Source organism: Haloarcula sp. MBLA0163 (assembly GCF_055632435.1).
Map to the genome: position 1 here is coordinate 260695 of NZ_JBVMVV010000004.1, position 13804 is coordinate 274498.

Sequence of the window (13804 nt, forward strand, 5' to 3'; positions counted from 1 at the left end):
GCCCCACCCTGTCGCTCATACCATCCGCTCACTTCCTTTTTTGCGTCTAGCCCGTGCAGGGAGGGCTCTCTCGTTCTCGGCACCGTTCGCTGGCTTCGATGTGTCGTCGACCCCACCGACCGATCGCACCGGCTCTATCCAGTAATCGTGACTGGGCGCTCCGAAGACAGCAGGACGTCTTGCGCGGTGCTTCCCATGAGGACTTTCTGGACGCCGGTCCGCTTCCGGCCACCCATCACGATACCGCTCGCGTCGACGTCGGTCGCAGCATCAAGTACCTCGCGGGTAATCTCCCCGCCCACTGTGGTCCGTTCGACCGGGATGTCTCGGTCCTCGAGGTACTCCGCGGCGGCGACGGCCGCCCCGATTTCTGCGAACTCGTGGGGCGGTGCGCCAGCGTAGTCCTGATGCTCGAACACGTAGAGGACCGTCGCTCGGACCTTCTCTGCAGCCCTGGGGAGAGTTGCGACGAACTCCGCTTGACGGACAGCCCGCTCGCGGCTCTGGTCAACTGGGACCAGCATGTGGCGCTCACCCTCGCTGAACACCATGCCGGTCCCTGTAATCGTGACCGGCCGCTCAGTCGAGACGAAAACGTCGTGTACGGTGCTTCCCAGCAGGACGTTCGCCACGCCCGAGCGTTTCCGTCCGCCCATGACGAGTTCGTGGCTGTCGAAGTCGTCCGCGATGTCGAGTATCGACGCTGCCACGTCGCCCTCAACCACCCGTCTGTGCACGCTGACGGCCGCCGTCTCCAGATGCTCTGCCGCCGCGACGGCGGCGTCCACAGCTTCAAACGCGGTGGTATCGCCCCGCTCTTGTGCCCTCGGTGGGACGACGTGGAGCACTGTCGCTTCGACGTCCGTCGCCGCGTCGGACAGCCCTGTTACGTATTTCGCTTGGTGGAGTGCGCGGGTCTCGTTGTCGTCGACTGGAACGAGGACTCTATACATGTCACTAGAGATGGTGTCTCGGCGCAATTATAGCCTTTCCAACAACATATGGATGGAGCCAACGCGTGTGGCCCCGCTCCAATCCAGCAGTCGTGAAGCGCCTCTGGGTCAGGCCACGAGGCACTCGCCCTGCTCAGTCGTAGAGGGTGTACTCGTCGGTGAGTTCGTCCACGCGCTGGCTGACCTCGGCGACGACGTCGTCGTCGTGCGGGGCGTCGACCACTCGGTAGATGAGATCTGCGACCTCACGACACGCCGCTTCACCGAAGCCCCGGGTCGTGAGGCAAGGCGTGCCGGCCCGGATGCCCGAAGGGTTGAACGCGGAGCGGGTCTCGCCCGGGACGGTGTTGGCGTTCAGGACGACGCCGGCCTCTTCGAGGCTCTCCTCGACCTCCTTGCCGGTGGTGTCGGGATGGGATGGTCGGAGGTCGACCAGCACGAGGTGGTTGTCCGTGCCGCCGGAGACGAGCTCCAATCCGTGTTCCTGAAGACGGTCGCCGAGCGCTTTCGCGTTGGCAACCGTCTGTTCCGAGTAGCGTTCGAATTCGGGCTCAAGCGCCTCGCCGAAGCCGACGGCCTTGCCGGCGACGTTGTGCATCGCCGGGCCGCCCTGCGAGCCCGGGAAAACCGCACTGTCGATCTCGCTGGCGTACTCCTCGTCACACATGATGATACCACCGCGGCCTGCGCGGATGGTTTTGTGCGTGCTCCCAGTGACGAAGTCGGCAACGCCGACCGGCGACTCGTGAACGCCGGCGGCGACGAGGCCCGTGATGTGGGCGATGTCGGCGAGGTGGTAGGCGTCGACGGCGTCGGCCGCCTCCTGAATCCGCTCGAAGTCGACCTCGCGCGGGTACGCCGAGTAGCCCGAGACGATGATGTCAGGCTCGTACTCCTCTGCGTGTTCGTGGAGGCCCTCGTAGTCGATGTAGCCGGTCTCCTCGTCGACCTCGTACTGCTCGACCTCGTAGACCTGGCCCGCGAAGTTCGCCGGGTGGCCGTGCGAGAGGTGGCCCCCGTGAGTCAGATCCAGCGAGAGTATCTTGTCGCCCGGTTCGAGCGCCGCGAGATAGACGCCCATATTCGCCTGGGAGCCGGAGTGGGGCTGGACGTTGACGTGGTCGGCACCCCAGAGTTCCTTGGCTCGGTCGATGGCCAACTGTTCGACGTCGTCGGCGTACTCACAGCCGCCGTAGTAGCGCTCGCCAGGATACCCCTCAGCGTAGTTGTTGGTCAACTCTGAACTCTGGGCCTCCATGACGGCCTCGGAGACGTGGTTCTCGCTCGCGATCATCGCCAACGTGTCGTTCTGACGCTGTCGCTCACCTTCGAGAGCCTCGGCTACGGCTGGGTCTGTCGCTCTGACAGTTTCGTACGTCATGCCAAAAGACACGAGCCAGAGCGGCAATAAACTGGCTCTCGACAGAACATATACGTATTTTTATACGTCGTGTCGACCCTCCTCGACGACCGTTCCTCCTCGGGTGGGTGAGAATCCGAGGTGTCTGTCGATCTACTTTTCGAGGCGTTCGTACCGCCAGGATTCCGTATCGGGCGTCTGGTTGAACGTGTATATGTGAACGCCCTTGATGTTGTACTCCTCGTCGTCGACATACGGGGCCAGACCGTCGATGAGGTCGTCGGGCTTGTACGTTCCCCGCGAGCCCACGAGTTGTTTGATGAAGCCGAGGACGCCGGTCGTCTTCTTGAGGAACTTGATGGAGTCCCCGACACCGACCTTCTGTGATATCTGTAGCAGTCGCTGGTACTTCATGACCCCCGGGATGCCGATTTCGACGGGAAGGTCCACACCCCGGGCACGAATCTCCTCGATCCACTCCAGCACAGTCTCGGGGTCATAACAGAGCTGCGTGACGATGTACGTGGCATACGGTGCCTTCTTCTCCATGGATTCGGCCAGCGTCTCGTCGTCGATGAAGTCGTGGCCTTCGGGGTAGCCCGTGATGCCAACCTCCTCGAACGAGTACTCCATACCGTCTAGTGTCGACAAGAGATCGTATGCCGACTCGAACTCGCCCTCCGGTTCCTCTCGGTCGCCGCCCGGGACGAAGATGTCAGTAATCCCGGCCTCGGTGAGACGCTCGGCGATCTCGGCGAGGTGTTCCCGGTCGCGGACGTATCGCGCGGCGATGTGCGGGACGACCTCGAACCCCTGTTCGACGGCGTCTTCGGTCCGTTCGAGCGTCGCCTCGATACCCAGTTGCGGAGACGTCGTGATGGCGATAGTCGCGCCATCGGGGAGATGCGTTATCTCCTCGTCGAAACTGTCGAACGGCATCAACTCGAAGCGAGCATTCTCGAGGAGGTTCTCGACCCCGTCCTCCGGCGTCATGGTAGGACTTCGCAAGGACATTACTTACCGACCAGAGGTATCGGGGACACTTTTGTTTGTGGGTGATTCACCGAACCCGTTTAAGTTGTGTCCGAGGAACTCAGGCCGCGCGGGGGGTGCACTCCCGGATGCGCGTTGCGACTTCCTCGTAGGAGACGGTCTTTTCGGGGTCGTCGGACAACTGCCGCATGACGAGATTCAGCAGGTTCAGTTCTTCCAGTAGTTCCTGCGTTTGCTGGCGCCCCAAGTCGAGGTGCCGTTGGACTTCGTAGACGGTGACCGAATCGACGACGGCGTCGGCGATGTCTTCCAACTGGACGTTCTCGGGGAGGCCGAGGCCGTCGGTGACGAGCTGCTCGTCCGGGATCGTCTCCATCGGGTCCTCGGCCGTCGCCGCCACTGCCGCGTCGACGTCCGTCGCGGTATCCGTCGAACCGGCCTCTGTATCGGCGTCCGTCGTTTCGACAGTGGATGAGGTGTCGTATGAGGTCGGGTCGTGGACGTCGGCCTCGATCATGTATCGCCGAACCGTCTCCGAAGAGACGTCCATCTCGATTCGCTCGCTCATCTCGGTGAAGTTTTCACAGGCCTCGTAGAGGTGCTGGAGATACGCCGTGTCCTCGTAGGCCGGCACGTCCTCGTCACGGACGGCTGCGAGTTCGTCAGGTTCGTCCTGGGTCTGCTCCTCGTCACTATCGGAGCGCCACGCGGGGGACGCGGTGTGGTCGGCGTCGTCGACTGTCTGTTCGTCCTGCGACGTACCCGGTTCCTGTGAGTCCTGGGCACCCTCTTCCGCGTCGCGTGTGTCGGTCGTCGTCTCTCCAGTCGGGTCGATAGTGAGCTCGACGCCCAGGACGATACTTCCGTCTTCGACGTGAACGGCCTCTTCGCTCGCCGAGATAGATGCCGCAGTCGTCGGGGGTAGCGAAGCGAGAGTGGAAGAGGAGAACTCGACCTGCAAACCACCGCCGTTGGTCAGCGTCGCCGTCTGCGGCGTCAGGTCAGAATGAACGTCGTCACTGCCCGCCGCACACAGTGACACTGGAACCTCCATAGAGACGTTCAGCGAGCCGTCGTCGCTATCGCTCGCGGTCGCTTCGACGTGTCGGACGGTCCGGCCACGCGACTCATACTGGTCGACGATTTCGGAGAGGACACCGAACGCGGTTTGTAGACCCATGTTATTGCTTATCTATGACACGTTATGGACGATAACGATATGTGAGTAATAATTAACCTATTTAAATACCCGAAATACAGGCCTCGTCGTCTTACCACCGATCACACGGTCGAGTGTGAGGCAGATCGACCGCCGCCCGGATAGAGATGTCTGTGCTATCGGTCGGCATCACAGCGGTGACGCGAGGCCGGCGATTCGCTCACCGGCGACGACCACGGCCTCTCGGGCCAGCGAGTAGGCGACCCCGCCTTCGTCGGCGGTAGGCGTCTGGAGTTTTTCGAACGTCGACGGCGAGTAGACAGTTCCCAGTTTCTCACCGGGCCTGATGTGGTCACCCACAGAGAGGTCTGGACGGAGTTCGAACAATCCCGACTCCGCGGCCGTGATGGTTGCTCCGTCGTTACGGAGTCGTGTCTGGTCGGGTGGTATGGCGGGGTCGTCCGGCAGGACATCGAGTTCGCGAAGTACGTTCTCGACGCCGGCGACGCCGGTGTCGATGGCCGAGTGAGTGACTGTCCTGCTGTTCGCGAGTTCGACGGTTATCGCGGGGATGCCAGCGCGTGCGGCCGCTGTTCTGAACGTCCCGCTGAACTCGTCGTCCGCCGGTGTCTCGTCGCTGTCCACGACGAGGTACTCCGTTCCGAACGCTTCAGCCAGTGACTCGGCTCCCTCCTCTCCGTCCTGGTAGCGGACGTGTTCGAGCATGTCAGCCGTCCCGGTGTGAAGGTCGATGGCGGCGTCGGCCTCTATCACGAGGTCCCACAACCGGGCGGCCAGTCGCTCTTGCAGACTCCCGTCGTCGTCGCCCGGCCAGACGCGGTTGAGATTCGGGTTCATCACGTCGTACTCCGCAGGAGTCATGTACGAGCGGTGATCGAACGCCAGCGGGTTCACCACCGGAACGACGACGATGGTCCCCGCCATATCTGTCCCCACCAGCCGTTCGTGGAGACGCCGCAGAGCCGCGGGGCCGTTGAGTTCGATACCGTGTTGAGCACCCTGTACGTAGACGGTCGGACCGGGGCCGCCCTCGTACCGGTGGAGCGTCACCGATACCTCGCTGCCGGACGGGAGGCGACCGAGTCGGCGGTCGCTCGTCGAGTGCGTGACAGACGCGTATTCCATACCTCGCCACTGCGGCGCAGGTGTAAAAAACACCGGGAGTAGGGGCTTTATTCTGGTCCGGACAGAGGGGGCGCGTATGCACATCGAAGCGGAATCGTGGACAGACCTCGACGAGGCCGATACGAACCTGGCCCTGCTTCCGGTCGGAAGCACGGAGCAACACGGGCCGCACGCCCCACTGGGAACGGACACACTCAACGCGGAGACTGTAGCCGAACAGGCGGCACAGGAGTATAGTGGGGAAGTGGTCGTAGCGCCCGCAGTACCGGTCGGCGTCGCGGAGGAACACCGCGCGTTCACCGGGACGCTATGGGTTTCCGAGTCGACGTTCCGGGAGTACGTCCGTGATGTCGTGGGAAGTCTGGCCCACCACGGATGGGACCGAGTCGTGCTCGTCAACGGTCATGGTGGCAACATCGCCGCCCTACGAGAAGTCGCCGGTCGTATTTCGAGACACGACGAGGCGTACGCGGTACCGTTCACCTGGTTCGACGAGGTAGGAGAGCACAGCTCGGACATGGGCCACGGCGGCCCGCTCGAAACGTCCCTCCTCCAACATTCGAACCCCCAGACTGTCCACGAGGACCGCCTCGATTCGGCCGCGGAGAACGGCAGTGACCGCTGGGGTGACTGGCAGGGTCGAGTCAACCTCGCCTTCGATTCGGAGGAGTTTACCGAGAACGGGGTGGTCGGCGACCCCCGCGAAGGGAGCGCCGAGCTGGGTGAGAAGCTTCTGACTTCGGCCGCGGACGCGCTCACGGACCTCCTGGACGCCGTCGAAGGGCGCCAGCCCGGTCCCCGAGTGGACTGAGTCGTTACTCGGCGAGTTCGTTCCAGCGCTCGACGCCCGCTTCTGCCACTGTCCGATCCTGTGAAACGGCGCCCCCGGAGACGCCGATGGTGCCGACGATGTCGCCGTCGCGTTCGAGGGGGTACCCGCCGCCGAAGATGACGATACGCCCCTCATCCGTCGTCTGGAGGCCGTAGAGGGAGTTGCCTGGTTCCGACGGCTCTGCGAGTTCGTGCGTCGGTGTCTCGAGAGCGGCCGAGGTGTAGGCCTTGTTTCGGGAGATGCTGACCGATGCCAGCCAGGCACCGTCCATGCGGTGTTGGGCTACGAGGTTGCCCTCGCTGTTTGCCACGGTGACGACCATCGGGTTGTCTATCTCTTCGGCTTTCGCTTCGGCGGCGGCTATCAGTTCCGTCGCTGTCTCCAGCGAGATGGAGTCGACCATGCACGTGAGGTCGGACCCGAGTATCGGAAAAACGTTGTTACCAGCTTCTCACTGAACTTTCAGCGATGCGGCGGTAATCGGGACGCAGCGGCCTCATCGCGGACTGTTTGCTCATAGGTGGGAGCCACATCACTCACCCTCTCCGATTACCCTTCAGACACAGTTTCACAGTACTATCGCTGTGAAGTCCGAAACCTCTACCAGACAGCGAAGTGACTGGTTGAAAACCACCGGGGAGACAGGGGATAACTATATTTGACCGCCAGAGTCACCTTCGAATCAGGATTCATGGAGACGACAGACAGTCTGCCGACCGAAGCTGGTACCGTCATCGTCGGTGCCGGCATCGTCGGCTGTAATCTGGCGTATCAACTCACAGAACTAGGCCGAGATGACGTGGTCGTCGTCGATCAGGGACCGATGCCGACGACTGGTGGTTCGTCGACCCACGCTCCCGGCATCATGTTCCAGACGGCCGAGCCGAAGGTACTCAGTCAGTTCGCGGATTACAGCCGTCGGCTGTACTCGGAACTCGAAGGCGCCGACGGGCAACAGGCCTACAACGAAGTGGGCGGTATCGAAGTCGCCCGGAGCGAGGAACGGATGGACTTCCTCCAGCGCAGGGTCGAACACGCCAAGGCGTGGGGTATCGACGACCCACAGCTCCTCTCACCTGAGGAAGTCACCGACCACCTACCGCTCGTCGACGCCGACCAGATACTGGGCGGGTACTACTCGCCGACGGACGGGCAGGTGTCGGGCGTCGTAGCCTGTGACGCGCTCGCTCGGGAAGCGATGGACAACGGCGCACAGTTCGTCCCGCACACCCGCACTGAAGACGTTGTGACGGACGGGGACTCCATCGAGGGTGTCGTCACCGAACACGGCACCATCGACTGTGACGAAGTCGTCGTTGCGACGAACATCTGGGCTCGACAGTTGGGCGAAAAGCTCGACGTTCACCTGCCAGTCACGCCCGTCGAGCATCAGTACACGATGACGGAATCGCTCGACGAACTCTCGGACAGCGCCGTCGACATCACGGACCATCCGCTGTTCGAGAACTACGAGAACGTCTCGGGCGAGAAGGCCAAACGCCTGCTCGTCGGCCCCGACCGACCCATCCTCCGGGACCAGGACAACGCGATGTACTACCGGAATCACGGAGATTCCTACGGTATCGGCTCGTACAACCACGAGCCGATCGTCCCTGACCCACAGGAGCTTGGTGGGAACGATCCGGACGGTGAACAGGGCTCTGTCCACGAGTTCACCGATTACCACATGAACACCGCGACGCACCCGGACCGTCCGGACAAGGCGCCGCGACAGGCCAGCGACGAACTCATCCCGGCTACGAAGGACAAGAAGCTCGAACACAAGTACAACGGGATGTTCGCCGAGTCGCCAAACGGCCTCCCGGTCATGGGACCCGTACAGGAGTACGACGGCCTCTGGACGGCGGCGGCCATCTGGGTCACGCACGCCGGAGGCGCCGGCAAGGCACTGGCAGAGTGGATGGAAAACGGCGTGCCGCGACTTCCCGAAGGACCCATCGATCTGGCGCACTGCGACGTCAACCGCTTCGACGAGCACGAGGGGAGTTGGGACTTCGCCCGCGACATCGGCGGCGAGGAGTACCGTATCGTCTACAACATCATGCACCCGAAGTGGGTGTGGACGGACAAACAGCGGGACATCCGTCGGACACCCATGTATCATTCCCACGAGGAGTGGAACGCGGAACTGTGGGCGGAGGCCGGTTGGGAAGAGCCCCAGTGGTTCGACGACAACGCCGATTTACTGTCGAAGTACGGTGAGCAGATTCCCGAGCGTGAAGGCTGGGAAGGCAAGTACTACTCGCCCATCGAAGGCGCCGAGGCGCTGAACGTCCGCGAGAACGTCGGCCTGCACGACATGACCTCGTTCAACAAGATGGAGGTCGTCGGCGACGAGGCTGGCGAGTTCATACAGTACCTCTGTACGAACGATATGGACCTCGACGTTGGCGACGTCAAATACACTCTCATGTGTAACGAGGGTGGCGGCGTCCGCGCGGACATCACCGTCACGCGCACCGACGAGGACCGCTACTTGCTCCTGACTACCGGTCGCGAGGTGGGGAACAACCACGTCGCGTGGGTCCGCGAGCAGTCGCCCGAGGACGTCCTCGTCAACGACGTCACCTCGAACCTCGCCGCCATGGTCTGTACGGGCCCCAACGCGCGGAAGGTGCTGTCGAAGATCACCGACGTAGACCTCTCGGACGACGCCTTCCCGTTCTTCACCAGCCAGCAGTTCTTCGTGAAGAACGTGCCCGTGACGGCGCTTCGGGTGTCCTACGCCGGCGAACTTGGCTGGGAACTGTACACGCCCGCCGAGTACGGCGAACGACTGTGGGAGCACATCCTGGAGGCCGGCGAGGAGTACGACATCAGGCCGTACGGCAACGGCGCGCTCGACGCACTGCGCATCGAGAAGGGCTTCCGCCTGTGGGGCGAGGACCTCCACACCGAACACAACCCGTACGAGGCCGGTCTCGGCTGGGCCGTTGACCTGGACACCGACTTCATCGGGAAGGAGGCTGTCGCCGCGGCCGCGAACGGCGACAACATCGACCACAAGGTGGCATGCCTGACGTTGGACGACCCGGAGGCAGTGGTGCTGGACGACCGGCCAGTGCTCGATGGTGACGAGGTGCTCGGCTATCTCCACAGTGCAGAGTACGGGTACACTGAGGGAGCGTGCGTCGCCTACACCTACCTCCCACCGGAGTACGCCGAACCGGGCACCGACGTCGAGATCCTCTACGAAGGCGAGCGCTACGACGCGACGGTTCGCGAGGAACCGCTCGTCTCCTGACGTCACAGAGACGAGCATCAAATCGTATCGCGTTCTTGTCACGCTGTGGTTCGGGGGACACACGTTCTATTCGACCGTCTCTGGGCGCGTTTTGCCCAGTAACCAAATAACGTGATATCGGCCTACACAAGACCTCTCGATTGGTTTTCGTGTAGACCCAAATCGAGTTCGTCGGTGTATTTAAGAGAGTGACAGAAGGACCTCGATACGAGATACATGAGCACAGAGGCTCCCCCATCACGGGCGGATACCGTCATCATCGGTGCCGGTGCCGTCGGGTGTAGCGTCGCGTACCACCTGACGGAACTCGGTGCCGAAGACGTAACGGTCATCGACCAGGGACCGCTGCCGGTCACGGGCGGGTCGTCCGTCCACGCTCCCGGCATCATGTTCCAGACGTCACCGTCGAAGATTCAGACGAAGACAGCGTACTACACGAGCCGGTTGCTCTCGGACGCCGGCGTTTACGACGAGGTGGGCGGTATCGAACTCGCCCGCAGCGAGGACCGGATGGACTTCCTCCGTCGTCGCAAGGAGTGGGCGACGTCATACGGGTTGCCCGAACCCGAACTCCTCTCGCCAGACGAGGTCACCGACCACCTGCCGATGGTCGACGAAGACGAGATTCTCGGCGGGTACTACTCACCGACCGACGGCCGTGTCGACGGGATCGCCGCCCTACAGTGGTATATCGGCGAGTCTTCAGCGGACTTCTACGGCAACACCGAGGTCACGGACCTCGACGTTTCTGGCGGCGAGATACAGGCTGTCGAGACCGACAAGGGACGCATCGAGTGTGGGCGCTGTGTCATCGCGACGAACAACTGGGGCTACCAGACTGGGCAGCTGGCTGGTCTGGACCTGCCTATCGCGCCCGTCGAGCACCAGTACGTCGTCACCGAACCGATGGAAGAACTTGCTGACGCTGGTTCCTCCGTCGGTGACAACACCACCGGCCTGGACGTGCCGGGCGAGCGGTCCATCGCGGAGTACATGAGCGAGGGGCCACACCAACCGGTCGGTCGCGACCAAGACCACTCGCTGTACTTCCGGACCCACGGCGACTCGCTGGGGATGGGGTCGTACAACCACGAGACGCTCTCGGTCGACCCCGAAGAGATGGGGAAGAACTCCGAGGAACGGCAGGCGTCGGTCCGCGGGTTCACAGAGGAACACTGGACCCAGCCGACCCACCGCAACCGGGACAAGTCCGCGAAGCAGGCGTTCGACGAACTGCTTCCGGACACACAGGACGTGGACTACGAGGTCACCGAGAACGGCATCTTCGTTTTCACACCGGACGGGATGCCCGCCGTCGGCGAGACGGCGCAGGTGGACAACCTCTGGACGGCGCTCGCAATCTGGTGGACCCACTCGGGCGGCTACGGCCGCATCCTCGCCGAGTGGATGGAGAACGGGACGCCTCGCCTCCCGTCCGGTCCCGTCGACACCGGCGGCATCCACGTCCGACGGTTCGAACCCCACGCAGGCGAGAAGGACTACTTCGTCGACCGGGGTGCGAAGCGCTACGAGCAGGTCTACAGCATCGTAGAACCGCGCTGGCAACCCGACGACCACCGCCGCCTGCGAACCAGCCCGTTCTATCATCAGGAGAAGGAACTGGGCGCTGAGTTCTACCAGAGCGGCGGGTGGGAGTCGCCGCAGTACTACGAGTCCAACGAGGACCTCGTGGACAGGTACGAGGACCAGATACCCGAACAGGACGGCTGGCAGGGCATCAACCGCTCGCAGATCGAGGCCGCCGAGCACCTCCACACCCGCGAGAACGTGTCGATGTTCGACATGACCTCGTTCAGTTCCATCATGGTCGAGGGCGAGGGGAGCGGCGAGTTCCTCCAGCGGGTGTGTAGCAACGACATGGACATCGACATCGGCCAGGTCCGTTACTCCCTGCTGCTCAACGAGGGCGGCGGCATCCTCGCGGACATCACCGTCGTCCGCCTAGACGACGAGGAGTACATGGTCACCACCGGTGGCGGTAACTCGCCAGGTATCCACGGTGGGTGGCTCGAAGACCACGCACCCGAGACGGTGTCCGTCCATATCGAGGAGGGCGCGAAGTCGACGATTGGCCTCTGGGGTCCCAAATCGCGGCTCCTGCTGCAGCGGTGTACGGACGCCGACGTGACCGACGACGGCTTCCCGTACTTCCGCGCGAAGCAGATGTACGTGGGCGAGGTGCCCGTCATCGCCCTGCGCGTCTCCTACGTGGGTGAACTGGGCTGGGAGCTGTGGACGCCCACGGAGTACGGGCAGCGCCTTTGGGAGACGCTCTGGGAGGCCGGTCAGGACCTCGACGTCCGCCCGATGGGCGGCGGCGCCCTCAGTTCGATGCGACTTGAAAAAGGCTTCAGGCTCTGGGGCACGGACATCGATACCGACTCGAACCCGTTCGAGGCCGGTCTGCCATTCGCCGTCGACATGGACACTGACTTCATCGGGAAGGAGGCCCTCGAATCGGCGAAGGCCGACGGCATCGACAACCGCATCACACCGCTCACCCTCGACGACTCGGCTGACATCATGCTCTCGGGACGTCCAGTCTTGAAGGACGGCGAGGCCATCGGCTACGTGCAGGCCGGCGACTACGGCTACAGTATCGGCGAGTCGATCGCCTACACGTACGTCCCGAGCGAGTACGCCGAGGCAGGCACGTCGGTCCAGATCCAGTGCGAAGGCGAGACCTACGACGCGACGGTCCGGGACGAACCGCTGTTCGATCCCGGCCGGGAGAAGATACTCCGATGAGCCGGCGCCGGCATCGCTCGACGACCGACCGGGGGTAAGTCCCGGTACCGACAATCCACTCATGACAACGTCAGAATCCTCGGAACTGCCCGTCACATACGCCGACATCGAGCGGGCGCGTGAACGCCTCGACGACGACTCCGTCGTCAAGAAGACGCCCGTCGAACGGAGCTCGTCTCTCGACGAGTTCGTCGGCGGCGAGGTGTACCTCAAGATGGAGCACCTCCAGTGGACGGGGTCGTTCAAGACCAGAGGTGCGTACAACAAGATTTCACAGGACGTCGCAGCGGGCGTCGACGAGTTCGTCGCCGCCAGCGCGGGCAACCACGCACAGGGTGTCGCGCTCGCGGCGACGAAGTGTGGAGCGAACTCGACCATCTTCATGCCGGTCAACGCTCCGCAGGCCAAGGTCGACGCGACCCGGGGCTACGGTGCGACGGTCGAACTCGTCGGGAAGGACTTCCAGGAGACGATGGCCCACGCGCAGGCCGCCGTCGAGGAGACGGATGCCGCGTTCGTCCACGCCTACGACGATACTGACATAATCGCTGGACAGGGCACCCTCGGCGCCGAGATGTACCACGACTGCCCCGACGTGGACACGGTAGTCGTACCTATCGGCGGTGGCGGCCTCATCAGCGGTGTCTCGACAGCTATCAAACACCTCTCTCCCGAGACGCGCGTCGTCGGTGTGCAGGCCACTGGGGCCGAGACGGTCCACGAGAGCCTCGACAAGGGGATGCCCGTGACGTTGGACGAGGTGGACACAATCGCCGACGGTATCGCGACCGGCGGCATCTCCGAGACCACGTTGAGCATCATCCAGCAGAACGTCGACGACGTCGTAACCGTGAACGACACCGAGATCGCTCGAGCGATTCTCCTGTTGATGGAGCGAGCGAAACAGGTCGTCGAGGGTGCGGCCGCCGCCTCCGTCGCCGCCATCCTGAGCGACGACCTCGACGTCACCGACGAGACGGTGATGCCGCTGCTCTGTGGCGGAAATCTCGATATGACGCAGCTCCGAACGGTGCTCATCCACGCGCTCACGAAGCGCCGTCAGCTCATGCGCCTGCGGGTCCGGATCGACGACCGGCCCGGTGTCATGGAGGACATCTCCGGGACTATCGCTGACCAGGGCGCGAACATCCACGACGTCCGGCACGAACGCTCCGTCGAAGACCTGGACGTGGGCGAGGCGTACCTCGTCTTCAACGTCGAGACCAGTGGAGAGGAGCACGCGACCGCCATCGTCGAGGCCATCCGGGAAACGGGGTATCCCGTCGAAGACATCGCTAGAATGGTCTGACAGGTGTCACAGCCCCCT

Annotated in this window: 10 protein-coding genes; 4 read left to right on the top strand and 6 right to left on the bottom strand. The window is 63.2% G+C overall.

The features are described 5' to 3' along the window. Positions 1-134: 134 nt before the first annotated feature. From ACV7GQ_RS19950 to ACV7GQ_RS19970, 5 genes are all read right to left on the bottom strand, one after another. A complete protein-coding gene (locus ACV7GQ_RS19950) occupies positions 135-980 on the bottom strand; it encodes a universal stress protein (RefSeq protein ID WP_470313425.1) in 846 nt (281 codons plus the stop codon). Between the two features lie 106 nt (positions 981-1086). After that, positions 1087-2334 carry a serine hydroxymethyltransferase gene (gene glyA, locus ACV7GQ_RS19955; protein ID WP_470313426.1) on the bottom strand — a complete coding sequence of 416 codons (1248 nt, stop codon included), beginning with the start codon at positions 2332-2334 and terminating at the stop codon, positions 1087-1089. A gap of 132 nt (positions 2335-2466) precedes the next feature. Next, positions 2467-3306 (bottom strand): methylenetetrahydrofolate reductase, encoded by an 840-nt coding sequence (locus ACV7GQ_RS19960; RefSeq protein ID WP_470313427.1) that lies wholly within the window; start codon positions 3304-3306, stop codon positions 2467-2469. 100 nt (positions 3307-3406) lie between these two features. Further along, entirely contained in the window at positions 3407-4486 is a 1080-nt protein-coding gene (locus tag ACV7GQ_RS19965) for a DUF8073 domain-containing protein (RefSeq protein ID WP_470313428.1), read from the bottom strand. 168 nt (positions 4487-4654) lie between these two features. Then, a complete protein-coding gene (locus tag ACV7GQ_RS19970; protein WP_470313429.1) occupies positions 4655-5611 on the bottom strand; it encodes a succinylglutamate desuccinylase/aspartoacylase family protein in 957 nt (318 codons plus the stop codon). 76 nt (positions 5612-5687) lie between these two features. On the opposite strand from ACV7GQ_RS19970, the gene ACV7GQ_RS19975 reads away from it, so the two are divergent. Beyond that, the gene (locus ACV7GQ_RS19975) at positions 5688-6422 is read left to right on the top strand and encodes a creatininase family protein (protein ID WP_470313430.1); all 735 of its coding nucleotides are present in this window, start codon (positions 5688-5690) and stop codon (positions 6420-6422) included. 4 nt (positions 6423-6426) lie between these two features. Here ACV7GQ_RS19975 and ACV7GQ_RS19980 read toward each other — a convergent pair whose 3' ends face one another. Beyond that, positions 6427-6846 carry a GlcG/HbpS family heme-binding protein gene (locus ACV7GQ_RS19980; protein WP_470313431.1) on the bottom strand — a complete coding sequence of 140 codons (420 nt, stop codon included), beginning with the start codon at positions 6844-6846 and terminating at the stop codon, positions 6427-6429. Positions 6847-7134: 288 nt separating this feature from the next. Here ACV7GQ_RS19980 and ACV7GQ_RS19985 point away from each other — a divergent pair, with 288 nt between their 5' ends. From ACV7GQ_RS19985 to ilvA, 3 genes are all read left to right on the top strand, one after another. Next, a complete protein-coding gene (locus ACV7GQ_RS19985) occupies positions 7135-9708 on the top strand; it encodes a GcvT family protein (protein ID WP_470313432.1) in 2574 nt (857 codons plus the stop codon). 216 nt (positions 9709-9924) lie between these two features. Next, on the top strand, positions 9925-12477 hold the full coding sequence (locus ACV7GQ_RS19990; RefSeq protein WP_470313433.1) for a GcvT family protein: 2553 nt from the start codon (positions 9925-9927) through the stop codon (positions 12475-12477). Between the two features lie 61 nt (positions 12478-12538). Continuing rightward, a complete protein-coding gene (gene ilvA, locus ACV7GQ_RS19995) occupies positions 12539-13786 on the top strand; it encodes a threonine ammonia-lyase (RefSeq protein ID WP_470313434.1) in 1248 nt (415 codons plus the stop codon). The last annotated feature ends 18 nt before the right edge of the window (positions 13787-13804 follow it).

Excerpts from the sequence above, each read along its gene's own strand:
- glyA (WP_470313426.1), bottom strand. The coding sequence starts at position 2,334 with ATGACGTACGAAACTGTCAGAGCGACAGACCCAGCCGTAGCCGAGGCT.
- ACV7GQ_RS19960 (WP_470313427.1), bottom strand. The coding sequence starts at position 3,306 with ATGACGCCGGAGGACGGGGTCGAGAACCTCCTCGAGAATGCTCGCTTC.
- ACV7GQ_RS19965 (WP_470313428.1), bottom strand. The coding sequence starts at position 4,486 with ATGGGTCTACAAACCGCGTTCGGTGTCCTCTCCGAAATCGTCGACCAG.
- ACV7GQ_RS19970 (WP_470313429.1), bottom strand. The coding sequence starts at position 5,611 with ATGGAATACGCGTCTGTCACGCACTCGACGAGCGACCGCCGACTCGGT.
- ACV7GQ_RS19975 (WP_470313430.1), top strand. The coding sequence starts at position 5,688 with ATGCACATCGAAGCGGAATCGTGGACAGACCTCGACGAGGCCGATACG.
- ACV7GQ_RS19980 (WP_470313431.1), bottom strand. The coding sequence starts at position 6,846 with ATGGTCGACTCCATCTCGCTGGAGACAGCGACGGAACTGATAGCCGCC.
- ACV7GQ_RS19985 (WP_470313432.1), top strand. The coding sequence starts at position 7,135 with ATGGAGACGACAGACAGTCTGCCGACCGAAGCTGGTACCGTCATCGTC.
- ACV7GQ_RS19990 (WP_470313433.1), top strand. The coding sequence starts at position 9,925 with ATGAGCACAGAGGCTCCCCCATCACGGGCGGATACCGTCATCATCGGT.
- ilvA (WP_470313434.1), top strand. The coding sequence starts at position 12,539 with ATGACAACGTCAGAATCCTCGGAACTGCCCGTCACATACGCCGACATC.